Source organism: Geobacillus sp. FSL W8-1251, from assembly GCF_038005945.1.
GTDB classification, from domain to species: domain Bacteria; phylum Bacillota; class Bacilli; order Bacillales; family Anoxybacillaceae; genus Geobacillus; species Geobacillus stearothermophilus.
In genome coordinates this window covers 1,318,716-1,331,663 of the sequence record NZ_JBBOUF010000001.1, presented here as the reverse complement: position 1 = coordinate 1,331,663, position 12,948 = coordinate 1,318,716, and the positions used below count along the sequence as shown (strand labels likewise).

The 12,948-nt window shown below is 38.3% G+C and carries 13 protein-coding genes and 3 pseudogenes; 11 read left to right on the top strand and 5 right to left on the bottom strand.

What is annotated here, in order from left to right:
• Positions 1 to 12 precede the first annotated feature (12 nt).
• The 5 genes and pseudogenes from NSS88_RS07000 to NSS88_RS06980 all read left to right on the top strand — a co-directional run.
• Positions 13 to 666 (top strand): annotated as a pseudogene (locus NSS88_RS07000) (NADH dehydrogenase FAD-containing subunit); the annotation flags it as partial.
• Positions 656 to 955, top strand: a complete 300-nt coding sequence (locus NSS88_RS06995; protein WP_235434221.1) for a hypothetical protein — start codon at positions 656 to 658, stop codon at positions 953 to 955. The pseudogene NSS88_RS07000 and the gene NSS88_RS06995, both read left to right, overlap by 11 nt.
• Positions 956 to 1,028: 73 nt before the next feature.
• Entirely contained in the window at positions 1,029 to 1,574 is a 546-nt protein-coding gene (locus tag NSS88_RS06990) for a DUF6431 domain-containing protein (RefSeq protein WP_289643825.1), read from the top strand.
• Positions 1,575 to 1,726: 152 nt separating this feature from the next.
• Entirely contained in the window at positions 1,727 to 2,980 is a 1,254-nt protein-coding gene (locus NSS88_RS06985) for an IS481 family transposase (protein ID WP_094239815.1), read from the top strand.
• Positions 2,973 to 3,773 (top strand): ExeA family protein, encoded by an 801-nt coding sequence (locus NSS88_RS06980; protein ID WP_064213564.1) that lies wholly within the window; start codon positions 2,973 to 2,975, stop codon positions 3,771 to 3,773. The genes NSS88_RS06985 and NSS88_RS06980 overlap by 8 nt, the downstream gene beginning before the upstream one ends.
• 206 nt (positions 3,774 to 3,979) lie before the next feature.
• Here the strand turns inward: NSS88_RS06980 and NSS88_RS06975 are convergent.
• A pseudogene (locus tag NSS88_RS06975) lies at positions 3,980 to 4,423 on the bottom strand (helix-turn-helix domain-containing protein); the annotation flags it as partial.
• A 73-nt stretch (positions 4,424 to 4,496) separates the two neighbouring features.
• Here NSS88_RS06975 and NSS88_RS06970 point away from each other — a divergent pair.
• A pseudogene (locus NSS88_RS06970) lies at positions 4,497 to 4,646 on the top strand (undecaprenyl-diphosphatase); the annotation flags it as partial.
• 47 nt (positions 4,647 to 4,693) lie between these two features.
• Here the strand turns inward: NSS88_RS06970 and NSS88_RS06965 are convergent.
• From NSS88_RS06965 to NSS88_RS06950, 4 genes are all read right to left on the bottom strand, one after another.
• On the bottom strand, positions 4,694 to 5,293 hold the full coding sequence (locus tag NSS88_RS06965) for a response regulator transcription factor (protein ID WP_080985714.1): 600 nt from the start codon (positions 5,291 to 5,293) through the stop codon (positions 4,694 to 4,696).
• A complete protein-coding gene (locus tag NSS88_RS06960) occupies positions 5,220 to 7,235 on the bottom strand; it encodes an ATP-binding protein (protein ID WP_231107666.1) in 2,016 nt (671 codons plus the stop codon). Before NSS88_RS06960 ends, NSS88_RS06965 begins: the two co-directional genes overlap by 74 nt.
• Positions 7,236 to 7,353: 118 nt before the next feature.
• Positions 7,354 to 8,304: a polyprenyl synthetase family protein gene (locus tag NSS88_RS06955; RefSeq protein ID WP_049625308.1), complete on the bottom strand. Its 951-nt coding sequence runs from the start codon at positions 8,302 to 8,304 to the stop codon at positions 7,354 to 7,356.
• Positions 8,305 to 8,310: 6 nt separating this feature from the next.
• Complete coding sequence (locus NSS88_RS06950; RefSeq protein WP_167359665.1) at positions 8,311 to 8,475, bottom strand: hypothetical protein; 165 nt, start codon at positions 8,473 to 8,475, stop codon at positions 8,311 to 8,313.
• A 184-nt stretch (positions 8,476 to 8,659) separates the two neighbouring features.
• On the opposite strand from NSS88_RS06950, the gene NSS88_RS06945 reads away from it, so the two are divergent.
• The 5 genes from NSS88_RS06945 to NSS88_RS06925 all read left to right on the top strand — a co-directional run bounded on the left by NSS88_RS06945 (position 8,660) and on the right by NSS88_RS06925 (position 12,819).
• Positions 8,660 to 8,863, top strand: coding sequence for a hypothetical protein (locus NSS88_RS06945; RefSeq protein WP_049624431.1), 204 nt, complete (start codon positions 8,660 to 8,662; stop codon positions 8,861 to 8,863).
• 172 nt (positions 8,864 to 9,035) lie between these two features.
• The gene (locus NSS88_RS06940; RefSeq protein ID WP_049624430.1) at positions 9,036 to 9,719 is read left to right on the top strand and encodes an ATP-binding cassette domain-containing protein; all 684 of its coding nucleotides are present in this window, start codon (positions 9,036 to 9,038) and stop codon (positions 9,717 to 9,719) included.
• A gap of 6 nt (positions 9,720 to 9,725) precedes the next feature.
• Positions 9,726 to 11,051 (top strand): hypothetical protein, encoded by a 1,326-nt coding sequence (locus tag NSS88_RS06935; RefSeq protein ID WP_049624429.1) that lies wholly within the window; start codon positions 9,726 to 9,728, stop codon positions 11,049 to 11,051.
• Positions 11,052 to 11,194: 143 nt separating this feature from the next.
• Positions 11,195 to 11,878, top strand: a complete 684-nt coding sequence (locus tag NSS88_RS06930; RefSeq protein WP_064213618.1) for an ABC transporter permease — start codon at positions 11,195 to 11,197, stop codon at positions 11,876 to 11,878.
• The gene (locus NSS88_RS06925) at positions 11,878 to 12,819 is read left to right on the top strand and encodes an ABC transporter ATP-binding protein (protein WP_049624427.1); all 942 of its coding nucleotides are present in this window, start codon (positions 11,878 to 11,880) and stop codon (positions 12,817 to 12,819) included. The genes NSS88_RS06930 and NSS88_RS06925 overlap by 1 nt, the downstream gene beginning before the upstream one ends.
• The last annotated feature ends 129 nt before the right edge of the window (positions 12,820 to 12,948 follow it).

The window sequence follows — 12,948 nt, the reverse complement described above, 5'->3', positions numbered from 1 at the left end:
TCAACACTCGTGCTATATTACTTCCTTTTTCCATTATTGTTGTCGATTCCATTGGTGGATTCGATTGATCGTGAGCGAAAGAGCGGAAATATTCATTATCAATTGACACGGATGGGAAGGGGAGTCTATTTTCGAAGGAAATTTGTGTTTTCCTATATCAGCGCTTTCTTCTTATTCCTTCTTCCTCTTGTGCTGGGAGTTGTGCTGGTGAATCTTTTGACGAACCATTGGGATTATTCGAGCTTTTCCCAGGCTTATCGGCAATTGGTCCATGGCACGTTGCCGTTGCCGGACAATTCATTTGAAGGGGAAAAGAAAAGCCTTTTTTCTCCTTTATTGGAGATCTCCCCTTATTGGTATGTTCTCGCGTATTATGTCATTGGCGGGTTGTTTGCCGGTGGCTACGTTTGTCTCGGTTTAGCCTTTTCTTTATTCTTGAAAAATCGGTATTTGATCACGTTGATGCCACAAATCATTTATATGGTTTGTTGGGCAGCGCTGACCATTACCAACCAATTGGCCTGGGATCCGTTTAATTTTTTAATCCCTTCACAACCAGTGGAAGGATTGTCCTATTGGAAAATCGTCATCGTGTTTATCCTCCAATTGTTGATCGCGGTAGGGGTATTTTCATATGGAGTGAAGAAGAGTGAAGATGTTCTCTAGACAGATTGTTTTTTTTGTTTGGCAAGATTTGCTGTTGCATCGCACCGTTATCCGAATGATTTTGGGCGTCATGGCTCTGTTGATGGTGGTGAGCATCTTGCCGCTAGGAATGGTGGTAGTGGGGAAATGGCACAGCCTTAAAGATTTTATCTTGCTCTATCGGTATGAGTTTTTTCATCTGCCTGTTTTTTTATTTCTTTTAGGTTCAACTGTAAATTATCACTTTATTTCGGAACAAAAGAGACATTTTTTTGCACATTCCTTCAGAAAGCCCTCTCCCCTTTTCTGAAAGAATGTGCTAAATTTTTTGTGAATTATTTCGGAAGAGAAAATCCATCGGTTCATAGGAGGGGGAAGAGGACGTGATTCAATTTCATGACTTTGGCATTGACGTCCAAACGTATGCAGAGCGTGGAAAAGAAAACGACTTCCCTCTTCTGAAAAAGTGTCCGCATTGCCGGGCCAAGCGCCCGTTGCACCGCCACGGTTACTATGAGCGAAACGCATTGACCCCACATGGTGATTATCGCATTTGGATTGTCCGGTATCGCTGTCGGGAATGCTTGAAGACGGTGAGTGTGCTGCCTTCCTTTCTCCTCCCGTATTTTCAGTATACGTTGTCCGCCATATGGCAAGTCGTGAAAGAGCAGTTGGGATTGACCGAGGGGACGAACCGGGCTCCGTTCCTCCTGACAAAGGACGGCATCATCTTTTATGTCCGACGGTTCTACCGAAACCTATCAAGCCTTCATAGTTTTTTTGCGAGGCGGTGGAGGATCATAGGCCCTATCGTGAAAAAAGAAAAGGAACGGGCTTCCTGGTGGATCCGGACGTTGGAGAAACACGGTCTTGATTCGGTCATCAGAGACATGTGGGAGGACGGATTCCGACACCCTTTTGCGAATTAAATGGGATCCTGATTTTACATATATATCCTAAATTGGAAATGGTTGAGGTTCCCACAAACCTTTCCTATCGACGGAGAAGAAGCGATCCGGTACGATAAGGGCAGACGGACCGGAACGGTCCTGATTCCAAGTGAGACCAGGAGGAGATTTGAATGAATGAGTCGATGAGACACGACATTGCCCTGTTTCGGTACGGGCTAATCGCTCCGTTGGTGAATGGGCAGGTGGAACCGAAGACGTATCTGAAAGAGGTGAGCGAGCGAGTGCACCATGTTCCCCACCAGGGCGACAAACGAATCGCAGCCAAGACGATCCTCGATTGGTGCACCCGATACAAAAAAGGGGGCTTTGACGCCTTAAAGCCGAAGCGCCGTTCGGACCGCGGCCACTCAAGGCGTCTGTCGCCCGATGATGAGGATCATATTTTAGCCCTAAGAAAAGAACATCCCACCATGCCCGTGACGGTGTTCTACGAACACCTGATCGAGCAGGGGGAAATCCCAGAAAATCATACCTCTTACTTTACTATATACCGATTGTTGAAAAAACACAACCTGGTGGGAAAAGAAATCTTGCCGATGCCGGAGCGAAAGCGTTTTGCGTATGACCAGATCAATGAGCTATGGCAAGGGGACTTATCCCATGGACCCACGATTCGCGTCCATGGGAAAGCCCAGAAAACGTTTTTGATCGCGTATATCGATGACTGCTCGCGGTTAGTGCCATATGCCCAATTTTTCCCTTCGGAGAAGTTTGACGGGCTGCGGATCGTCACGAAGGAAGCGGTGCTTCGTTGCGGGAAGCCGAAACGCATTTACTCGGACAACGGGAAAATTTATCGGTCCGAGGTGCTGCAGTATGCGTGCGCCGAGATGGGGATTACACTCATCCACACCCAGCCGTATGACCCGCAAAGCAAGGGAAAAATCGAACGGTTCTTCCGCACCGTACAGACACGGTTTTATCCACTGTTGGAGCTGAATCCGCCGAAATCGCTTGACGAGTTGAACGAGCGTTTTTGGAAGTGGCTTGAAGAGGAGTATCATCGAAAACCGCACGCCTCACTGGACGGAAAAACGCCGCATGAGGTGTTTCAATCGCAAGTGCATCTCGTGTCGTTCATCGAAGATGGCGATTGGCTGGATGCGATTTTTCTGAAACGGGAGCACCGCAAGGTGAAAGCCGATGGCACAATCACCCTGAATAAACAGCTATACGAAGTGCCGCCTCGGTTCATTGGGCAATCGATTGAGCTCCGCTATGACGAACGAGGCGTCTATGTGTACGAAGAGGGCAAACGGGTGGCGGAAGCCATTCGGGTGCGTTTGGAGGACAATGCCTATGTAAAACGCCATCGGTCCCCGTTTGCGGCGATTCCGGCGAAGGAGGGAGAACACGGTGTATAAATCGTTTTACTCCCTTTCGCGGGAGCCGTTTGCGAAAGAAACAGACCCGTCCGAGGCGTATCAAGGGGCGTCATTTCAGGAAGCGTTGCGGGCGCTGGAGTACGTGAAACGAACCCGGGGGATCGGGCTGTTGATCGGAGAGCCGGGGGCGGGCAAGACGTTCGCCCTTCGGGCGCTGAAAGAGTCATTGAATCCATCATTGTATCATGTCGTCTACTTTCCGTTATCCACCGGAGGCGTGATGGATTTTTACCGTGGACTGGCCTTGGGATTAGGAGAGGAACCGAAGTACCGCAAGGTAGACCTCTTCCGCCAAATCCAGCAGGCGATCGAGCGATTGTATCATGAACGGCGGATCACGCCGGTGTTCATTTTGGATGAGATGCATTTAGCGAAGGATGCATTTTTACAGGACATCGCGATCTTGTTCAACTTTGAGATGGATTCGACCAACCCATTTGTCTTGATTTTGGCCGGGCTGCCCCATTTACAGGGGAAGCTGCGGCTCAATCAGCACCGCCCTCTCGACCAGCGGATCATCATGCGATACCGGATGGGGCCGCTGGAGAAGGAAGAGGTGGCGGGCTACATCGAACATCGGATGAAACAGGCCGGGGCGAAGCATCCGATCTTCACCCCATCGGCGTTAGAGGCGATTGCCCTGCAGTCGCGGGGATGGCCTCGGGTGATCAACACGTTGGCCACGACGTGCCTGTTATACGGGTATCAGCTGAAAAAGGACGCCATTGACGAAGAAGTGGTGCGCATGGCCGCAGAGGAAATGGGGTATTAGCACGAAAGGGGCCGAATCGGCCTCTTTTGTGCTTTCTCTTTTCCATAGGTCCATCAGGCGCGCTGGAAATCTTCATCTGAAAGAGCGTGCAAACGTTCCGAAAGAATGTGCAAAATCCGGAACAATCCGCAAAAATTTTGCACATTATTTCCGAATCCGCCTGAAATAATTTGAAAAAGGGATTCTGAAATAATGTGCTAGTTTACACCTAACACAGCCACAAATAGCGATAACTTGACTTTTCTCCCTTCGATCACGACCTCCCCGACTTCTTTCCAATCGACTTGCATTTGTTCGCCAGGAAGCGTTTCATAACGAACGGTGTATTTCTTTTTCGCCGTCTCTCGGAAAGGTTTCATATAGTCTTTTAAAATCGTCTTTCCTCCCGTATAGCCCTGTTGTCGAATTTCAAAAAACAACTTTTCGCTATTAAACACCCCATCTTCTAACATTCGTTTTTGAAGATACGGCTTAAATGGATCTAACTTGCTTTTTCTTTGTTTTCGCTTGGATTTGGAAGGAGGATTGGGGGAGTGAATATATTTTCGGACGGTTTTCCGATCGATCCCCAATTCCCTCGCAATATCGGAAATACTCATTCCCCTTTCATACATCTCTTTGATCATAAAAAATTCCCCTCTCGTAATCATGAACCATAGCTCCTCTCGTTGACACTATGGTTCTATTGTAAGTGGGGAATTTTATTCCGGCTATATTGGGGATTTTATCATCGGCTTTAACATTATTAGCGCGTTTGTGTTCGCGCTCGTTTCGATTCGCTTTTTCTTAAAGCTTATTAACCAAATCCGCCTCGTGCCGTTTGCGGTGTACCGTATTGTCTTGGCGCTTGTTATTTACATCGTGTATTTCTAGAAATTATTTAACTGACGCCCGATGGACAACGTTCCATCGGGCTGTTTTTATTCCAATATCCCAAGCTTCATCGCTTTGACAACCGCTCCCACCCGTGAGTCGACATCCAATTTTCGCAAAATCGAAGATACGTGGTGTTCGACCGTTCTTCTGCTGATGTTTAACAGCTCGCTGATTTCTGCGTTTGTCCTATCCTCGGAAATGAGTTGGAGAATGTTTAATTCTATTTTTGTGAGAGGAGAATTATAATTGGATAATCGCTCAATCGGAAAAGATTTGATTCCTAAATGGCTTTGCCTAATCGCATTGGCCAATTCAAAGGCGGAATTTTCTTTTGTCACAAACGCATAAGCCCCGGCTTCGTAAGCAGCGTGAATGTATTCGTCATAGTCATACCCTGATAAAATAACGACTTTACATGTTGGATATGTTTCAGTGATTTTCTTCGTCCATTCAATTCCGTTATCGTTTTTCATTCTTATATCCATGACAATGACGTCAGGGTTGTGCTTGATGATTTCCTCCTCTAAACGGGCGGGATGACAAATCGTATTTACAACCTCTAAATCAGCTTCATTTTCTAACAATTGTTGAATCCCGAGCATCACTAATAAATGGTCGTCCACTAGTAATACTTTGATTTTCATTTGTTCCATCCCCATCTATTGGCAGAGTTATCGAAACGCAAGTTCCAGCTCCCGGTTCAGACTGTATGTCAAGTGTGCCTTTGAACTGATTGACTCGTTTTTGAATCGTAATCAATCCTAAATGATTGTTTTGCGATAACTCTGATAAACGATTCGGCACCTTAAATCCAATACCATGATCTTTTACTTTTATGTTTAGGAAATTGTTCGTTTCTACAACAGAAACGAAAACCTTCTTTGACGAAGAATGTTTTATGGCGTTGTAAACCAATTCTTTGATCATTCGAAACACTTGAATAGAGAGGGAAGCGGGAATGACTCTCAGATTCGTATTATAATCAATCTCAATGGTAACATTATGGTTCGTTTGGCATTTTCTTTTTAATGAATAGAGACTTTTCTCCAATCCCAAATCTTCTACTATAACCGGATATAACTCATGGCACATTTCCCTTATTTCAAAAATACTGTTGCGGAGCGACTCTTTGATGTCTTCGAAAACTCCGTTATCCATTTTTTTATTTTTGCTTAGCAATTCAAGTTTATTAAAAAGCAGGATTAAATTTTGCAACACCTCATCATGGAGAAAAACAGATAGCTTCTTTTTTTCCTCTTCTTGTTCATTAATCAGTAGCAAATGAAATTGTTTATAATCTTGAGATTCTTTCATTGTTTCCTTTAACTGTTTTTCGATTTGCTGTAACGATTTCGAGCTGGAAAATAATTCTGTCGCGTCGGTTCGAATTTTTTCGATGAGTTTGATTTCTTCTTTTTCAAAAACCGTCGCGTTCGTTTTCTCTCCGATGATGACCCATCCGATCGTTACATCCTCCATATTCATAGGATAGAAAAAGAAGTTCTTTCCATTGATATTCATTTTTTCAGGATGGCAGCTCTGATGAACGCAAGTCAGTAGTTCCGCATCGTTAAAATGGAGAAAAACTCCTGTTTTATGCAAGACCATAGGGATGTTATCGTTTTTCCATATCAGGCATACTCCGCTAACATCGATCGTTTTATGTATTAAATCAGCAATGAGCTTTGCGCAATATTCCAAATGCTTCCCGTTCAGCAATTGCTGAAGGATGAGCAATTTTTCTTTTTGTATTTCTTGATTCTTAAGATGCCATTTTTTCATTTTTAAAGGTTCCAACCCTTTGTGGATCAGGTCGCAAACAACGAAGGTGCATATGAGTAAGGTGTTCATTAAAATCGCTGACTTTAAGTTGAAATTGTAAAACATAGACAATAATAGGTTAAATGCAACTAAACTCAAAATCACTGCTAATAATTGAAAACTAATTTTTCGAAAGATTTCTCGAAAATCAACGATTTCTTGCTTCGTTAATAGATATGACAGTGTCATAGGAAAGATGATGATGCTGCTAAGACTATAATGAAAAGGAACGCCCGAAAAAGAAAAAAATACATCTGGAATTAAGCTAAGAATGACAACAGGAGCAAACGATAGAATCAGGCCAGCGATTAAAAGATACATTTGATTTTTTATTTTATCGGAATTAGATCGAAGGTGTAAATAAAAGATGACAATACAAGATAGTAACGATAGAACCATGTTCGCGACAATGAATGGCCGAACGATCGTGCTGACGATGACATCGTGACGAATGCCTATTAAGAAATAAATGAGCGTTGCGAAGATGGCAATCAATAATGTGATCATACGCACTTGACGAAAAAATGTCGGTTTTGTTGATGAAGGGAAATGCTCAAAAAATTTCATAAGAATATAGGGAGCAAAAGAGACAACAATTACTTCCAATTCTTTTGCCGGTTTTATATTCCAGCTAGAAGGTGTTGACAAAGCAATAGCAAGCCCGCTAATAAACATTAACGCTAAAAAATGTTGAACAACGATCGAGTTCGGTTTTTGCACATAGCTATAGATGCCAATAAAAAAAAACGCCATTCCAATGAACATCGTGAAATAATGCTGGAACGAAAAGTGCTCATTGTACATTTTCAATAGAGTATAACAAATAATAAGGACAAAAATGAGTGGCATGACAAAGGGAAAAACTTTTTTGTTCATATTATCCCTAGCTTTCCAAATAACTTTTTAAACGATTTACTTGAACTTGTTTTTCCGGAAAATGGGCAGTAAGCTGGTCCACTGCTTTATTCATATAGACTTTGGAAAGAATGAAGCAGTAATCGATTGCTCCGGTTTTACGTATATAGTTCTTAATCTCCTGCATTAATAGAGAGTTGTGATCATTTGCTTTCAGTTGATGAAGTTTCTTTAGCAGCCACCCATTATCTTTTTCGATACTATATTCAACGGCTTTAATGAAAGGAAGAGTGGCCTTTTTGTTCGTTAAATCACTCTTATAATCAGAAAGAATATCTTTTGCATCATTTTTCAGTTGACCGGCAATGCCGATGTCAGTCGCAATGGGACCCCATATGTTTTGGTTATGGATATCGCTGAGTTCGCAAACTAGTTTTACTAAGGACGAAGACTTTTGTTTGATAATACGAAAATAATCATCTTCTGTCGGAACATGTTCAGAAATGACAAAATGTAAATCTCTCCACTGTCCATTACAAGCGTTTTGCAACTCATAGATGATAATAGCGAATTTTTCATACACATCTGTCTTAGAATTATGAAGAATGAGTCGAAACGCTTCCATCATACTCGCATTGGCAATGGTGACCGCTTCACCTATAGATAACTGACTTATTATCTCATCACTTTGATCATGATCGGAAATCTCATCAAAAATGTCTGTTGCTAAAATAAGAAGTTCAATAGCAGCAGCGTGAGTGATAACAGATTGGCTGCACGTATCCTCATCAAAATGGAATGAGGATACGTATGCATAAAACTCTCCCCAAGAAAAATAAGTTCCATCATTATTAAATATTTTTCCTTTGCGGTGCAGCATATGGAAAATATATTGTATGATCTCTTGTTCTAACATACAATTAGTGGACAAGTGATTTTGCAAAAAGGTCTTTATTTCGCTTCTTCCAACAATATTCATTCAACCTTACACCCACGGATTTCCTTTCGCTTTCAATCCATCTTGCAGATACTCTACCAATGCTGAGAAGACTTCTGGACTTAAACTCTCCCTTGCTAACGCAAGTTCCGTTGTTCCGATGGAATCTTTCCCTAGTAGTGTTTGAAGAACATTCCATAAGTTTTGGTTCATAATACCTACCTCCAACCAATATTTTTATCAAAATTTTACACTATATTACAGCTTTTGTCATCACTTTCTAAAAAAATAGGTATTTTCCGCAATCAAATTTACGGAAAATACGGATGTTTTTTGTTTTTAAATGTAGTAAATTGTAGTCGTAGGCTATGAACGCATCTTAATAGGAGGATGAAAAATGTCAAGTGTAATTAGAAAGATCGCAGAATACTTACTCAAATACTGGCCTAAAATGAGCAACTGGCTAAAACAGGCTATCATCACTCTCGCGGGTAGTGCAATTGTAGACGCGATTGCTCGAGGTCTTAATGCGCTCATTAATTATCTTTCTACCTTATCATCTGCCGTTATCGAAGCTATTGCAAAATTATTAGGTCTATAAAAAAATTGGCTACAAAAGAACTCTATGAAAGTTCTTTTGAGCCAATCCAAATTTGCCGGAATAACTAGAACACATCGTTAACTCACAATTAATTCACAAAAAACGATGCGTTCTAGCCTACATCTAAATATAAACCATTTATTATTAATAATTATAATGGAGTTTTTGTAATATGTCAATGAGTAATAATGTATTATATGTACGCAACTTAACAAAATCCATAAATAATAAAGTTATTTTACAAGAGTGTAACATTACAATAAAAAAAGGAGAGATATGTTCCCTCTTTGGAAAAAATGGTACGGGGAAAAGCCTATTTTTAAAATGTATACTAGGTTATACAGATTTTGATTTTGGTGTGGTTAAGATTGGAGATTATAATATACGGGAAAGACGGCAGATAAGAAAATACAGTGGATTTGTTCCAAGTGATGATTACTCATTTTGCCAATTGTTAACCCCTAATGAATATTTCTCGTTTATACAAAGTGTTTTTTCCTTACCTTATAAAGAAACAAGGAAAAAAATTGAATATTTAGCTGAGAAGTTAGCAGTACAGCCCTATCTAGATGAACTCATTGAGAATTTATCCTTTGGTACAAGAAAAAAAATTGTGTTGATAGGCACCTTATTGTATGATCCTATTCTTCTAGTTTGTGATGAGATTTTCGAAGGATTGGATGAACAATCTGTAAGAGAAGTTCAAGATTTGTTTTTAAACAAGAAAAAAATCGGACATTCTATTCTTTTTACCACTCATTTATATGATGAGGCCATCACTATTACGGATAAATGTTATCAAATAGTGGATAGAAAAATTATAGAAGTTGACACTTCACAAAAAGGAGTGCTATAGGATAGCATGCTCATAAACCAATATTTTAAAATTTACTCGAAATTAGTAGAAGGGCATGTTAATAAATTACTATCGTGGGGTACAGCTTTCCTTTTTGGTGGAATGTTAGCCGTTATGTTATATATGTTTGAAGATGACATTGTATTAAAGGGTGTTCCAGCAGTCATTTTCCTTTTACATCTAGTTGCAATATTTATGAATGAAAATCAAAGAGAAAGTATCAACTTATTATTTGCGTTTTTAAAGACAACTCCTATACCCCCTTTTACTATTATTGTCTTTAACTTTCTGTGTAAATTATTCAGTAAAGACCAAATTCGTTTTTATTTCTGTAGCTTTTTTGTGTTGATTGCATTTAAAATCCCATTATCATTAATAGGACTCTATTTTTTTCGAATCTTTTTTCTAATAATGATTTCTCAAGTTATAGAGTATATGGTGTGCGTAGTAAAAGAAAAATATTTTTCCCGCTTCTTGGTTCCTTTGCTTCTATTATTTATTTTATTTTTATTAGGGAAAAAAGAACCATACTTTTTTAGTATTAATCTTTTATTAAAGAATTTAATAAAATTATACGATGATATCATTTTATTAGGATTTATTATATTATTAGTTATAAGTCCGTTTTTTGTTAATAAATTGTTAAACACTAAAAAGACTAGTATCCCTACACCAATTATAAAGCTAAGTAATATTATAGCAGGAGTGAGCAGTCTAGTATTATTTAATAAGCAGTTAAAGAACATTATTAAAACTTACATAAAGATATACATAAGAGATAAATTCGTACTCTTTAAATATTTAGTAATCACCACTTTATCTATAATATATTCTTGGATTAGTTACACTTTTCAAGGTTCTGAAGATAAAATTTCTAGCTTTTATTTAACTCTTATGATGAATTTTTATTTTTTCTATGAAATTAGAATGTTAGGATTACTCTATTCGAATGATCTTGATGACTTTTTTCCTATATTAAATCGCTATAAAACTATTTCAATCGATTTTATTGCAGGTTGTTTAAATATCTTGTTTAGTTTATTAGCTTTGGCCTTCTATAGCATTTTGTTAAAAGTCGATTTATCTATTATGTTAACTAATTTGACAATTTCTTGTGTTTTTTATATTATCAGTGTTTATTTTAAAGTACGAAAATCTGCAACAAAGAAAGGGATAATTATTACTTCAATTAAATATATTGTTTTATGCCTATTTATTGGTCTAATGTTGTTGGAACTAGGGATATTCTTCAATATCTTAGTTTTAATAATCTTATGTATTTTCACTTATTACAAAATATATAGAGAAGAGAGGACTGAAAATACACTATGAAGTACGTTTTACTAATTGCTGCTACCATTGCCTATTTTATTTATCGTAACCAGTCTCCACAAAATTTTATATTTATAGCAATTATTGCGTTACTTTTAATATCTGTATTTAATTCCAAAGGAAAGCAAAAATAGGTGACTATTATGAAAGCAATTGTCGAGAAAGAATTTAAAAGCTTGTTCAAAGGTTTTAAGTCTATTGCTGTGATTGCATTTTTTCTTGTAGTGTGTTTTGCTGCTTCTAAATTTTTCAGTAATAACCTGGATATATTACAAAAAGATCATGCTGAATCAGCTTACGTCTCTAGTATTCGAGGGCTAGTTATGTTTTTAGGGTTTCTCTTTGTCTTGTCTTTATCCCATGATGCAATCAACCGAGAAGTTGAAAACCAAACGATCCGCTTTTTGGTTACTAAATCCTCTAGAAGTTCTATTGTTATTGGAAAGTTTTTAGGGATTTTTTTGTTTTGGCTGATTTGTATTTTATGCTCATTTATTGTTATTGGTTTATTTGCTAAGCAGATATTTGTTTTTGACTTTCTGCAAATTATGTGTTTCATTGCCTATGCTGTCAGTTTAACCATCTTGATATCTTTAGTAATAAAAAAACCGTCTCATACTACATTTGTAAGTATTTTGTTAGGTATTGCGCTACCTGTTTTAGGATTGTGGTCTGTTAGCTCGACTAAATTCATATCGGAAATCATTAAGTATATACTCCCGTATTACTATATTCTTAAAGGCGGTTACTATATCATTTTTCCGTTTTTTCTCTCTATTCTTATGCTGTTGATAGCTTTGGCTATATTTCAAAGGAGAGATTTGTAGTGAAAATCATAGAGGTATATAACCTAAAAAAGAAATTTAAAGATCATTATGTCGTGAAAGGTGTTACTTTTGATGTAAAAAAAGGTGAAATTTTCGGGTTTTTAGGTAAAAATGGAGCGGGAAAAACGACAACAATGAATATGTTAACAGGTATTATTTTGCCCACTGAGGGCAGTTTTACTATAGGTGGAAAAACGAATCAAGAAATCGATCAAATCAAGAGGATCATTGGAGTAATGCCTGATGCTGCAAACTATTACTATGATTTAACTGCTATTGAACATCTCATATTTTTTTCAAAATTAAAAAAATTAAAAATGAAAAATAGTGATTTGCTTGCTATATTGGAGAGAGTAGGGCTGAAAGGTCATGAAAAGAAAAAGGTTGGCAGTTATTCGTTTGGTATGAAAAAAAAGCTAGGAATTGCCCAGGCTATTCTAGGGAAGCCACAAGTCGTTTTTCTGGATGAACCTACCTCTGGTTTAGATCCGGAGTCAGCCGTTGAAATTCAGCAACTTATTCAAGAGCTATCTCAAGATCACATGACTATTTTTTTAACTTCACATAATCTTATTGAAGTTGAGAGAATCTGTGACAGAATAGCTATTATGGAAAACGGTATAATATCTAAAATCGGGAGCATGGAAGAATTAAGAGCTTTACATCAACGTACTATACGACTTTCCATCAAAATAAAGAAAGAGGATTCTTTTATTGCCCATTCCATGAAAAATAATTTAGTCGATTATGTTTCTGATATACAAGTAAAAGACCAATATTTATATTGTTATCTGTATAAGGAAGCTGATATACCTAAATTGATTCATTATTTATCCAGCCAAAACATTGATATATATGAAGTAAAAACGGAAAAAGCTACACTAGAAGATATTTTCTTTGATCGGACATCTAGGGATGCGATAGATATGATCAAAACTTAATTTTTACATATTATGGACTAATTACATTAAAAAGGCTCTTCACCACAAAATGTACTTGACAATCAGGTTGTTTTCTGATTAAGGGTACAAAAAATGCGAAATTTCCTGTATGGTAAAGGTGACCAAACC

Excerpts from the sequence above, each read along its gene's own strand:
- NSS88_RS06955 (WP_049625308.1), bottom strand. The coding sequence starts at position 8,304 with ATGAATATTGTTGGAAGAAGCGAAATAAAGACCTTTTTGCAAAATCAC.
- NSS88_RS06950 (WP_167359665.1), bottom strand. The coding sequence starts at position 8,475 with ATGAACCAAAACTTATGGAATGTTCTTCAAACACTACTAGGGAAAGAT.
- NSS88_RS06945 (WP_049624431.1), top strand. The coding sequence starts at position 8,660 with ATGTCAAGTGTAATTAGAAAGATCGCAGAATACTTACTCAAATACTGG.
- NSS88_RS06940 (WP_049624430.1), top strand. The coding sequence starts at position 9,036 with ATGTCAATGAGTAATAATGTATTATATGTACGCAACTTAACAAAATCC.
- NSS88_RS06995 (WP_235434221.1), top strand. The coding sequence starts at position 656 with ATGTTCTCTAGACAGATTGTTTTTTTTGTTTGGCAAGATTTGCTGTTG.
- NSS88_RS06935 (WP_049624429.1), top strand. The coding sequence starts at position 9,726 with ATGCTCATAAACCAATATTTTAAAATTTACTCGAAATTAGTAGAAGGG.
- NSS88_RS06965 (WP_080985714.1), bottom strand. The coding sequence starts at position 5,293 with ATGAAAATCAAAGTATTACTAGTGGACGACCATTTATTAGTGATGCTC.
- NSS88_RS06985 (WP_094239815.1), top strand. The coding sequence starts at position 1,727 with ATGAATGAGTCGATGAGACACGACATTGCCCTGTTTCGGTACGGGCTA.
- NSS88_RS06930 (WP_064213618.1), top strand. The coding sequence starts at position 11,195 with ATGAAAGCAATTGTCGAGAAAGAATTTAAAAGCTTGTTCAAAGGTTTT.
- NSS88_RS06960 (WP_231107666.1), bottom strand. The coding sequence starts at position 7,235 with ATGTTCATTGGAATGGCGTTTTTTTTTATTGGCATCTATAGCTATGTG.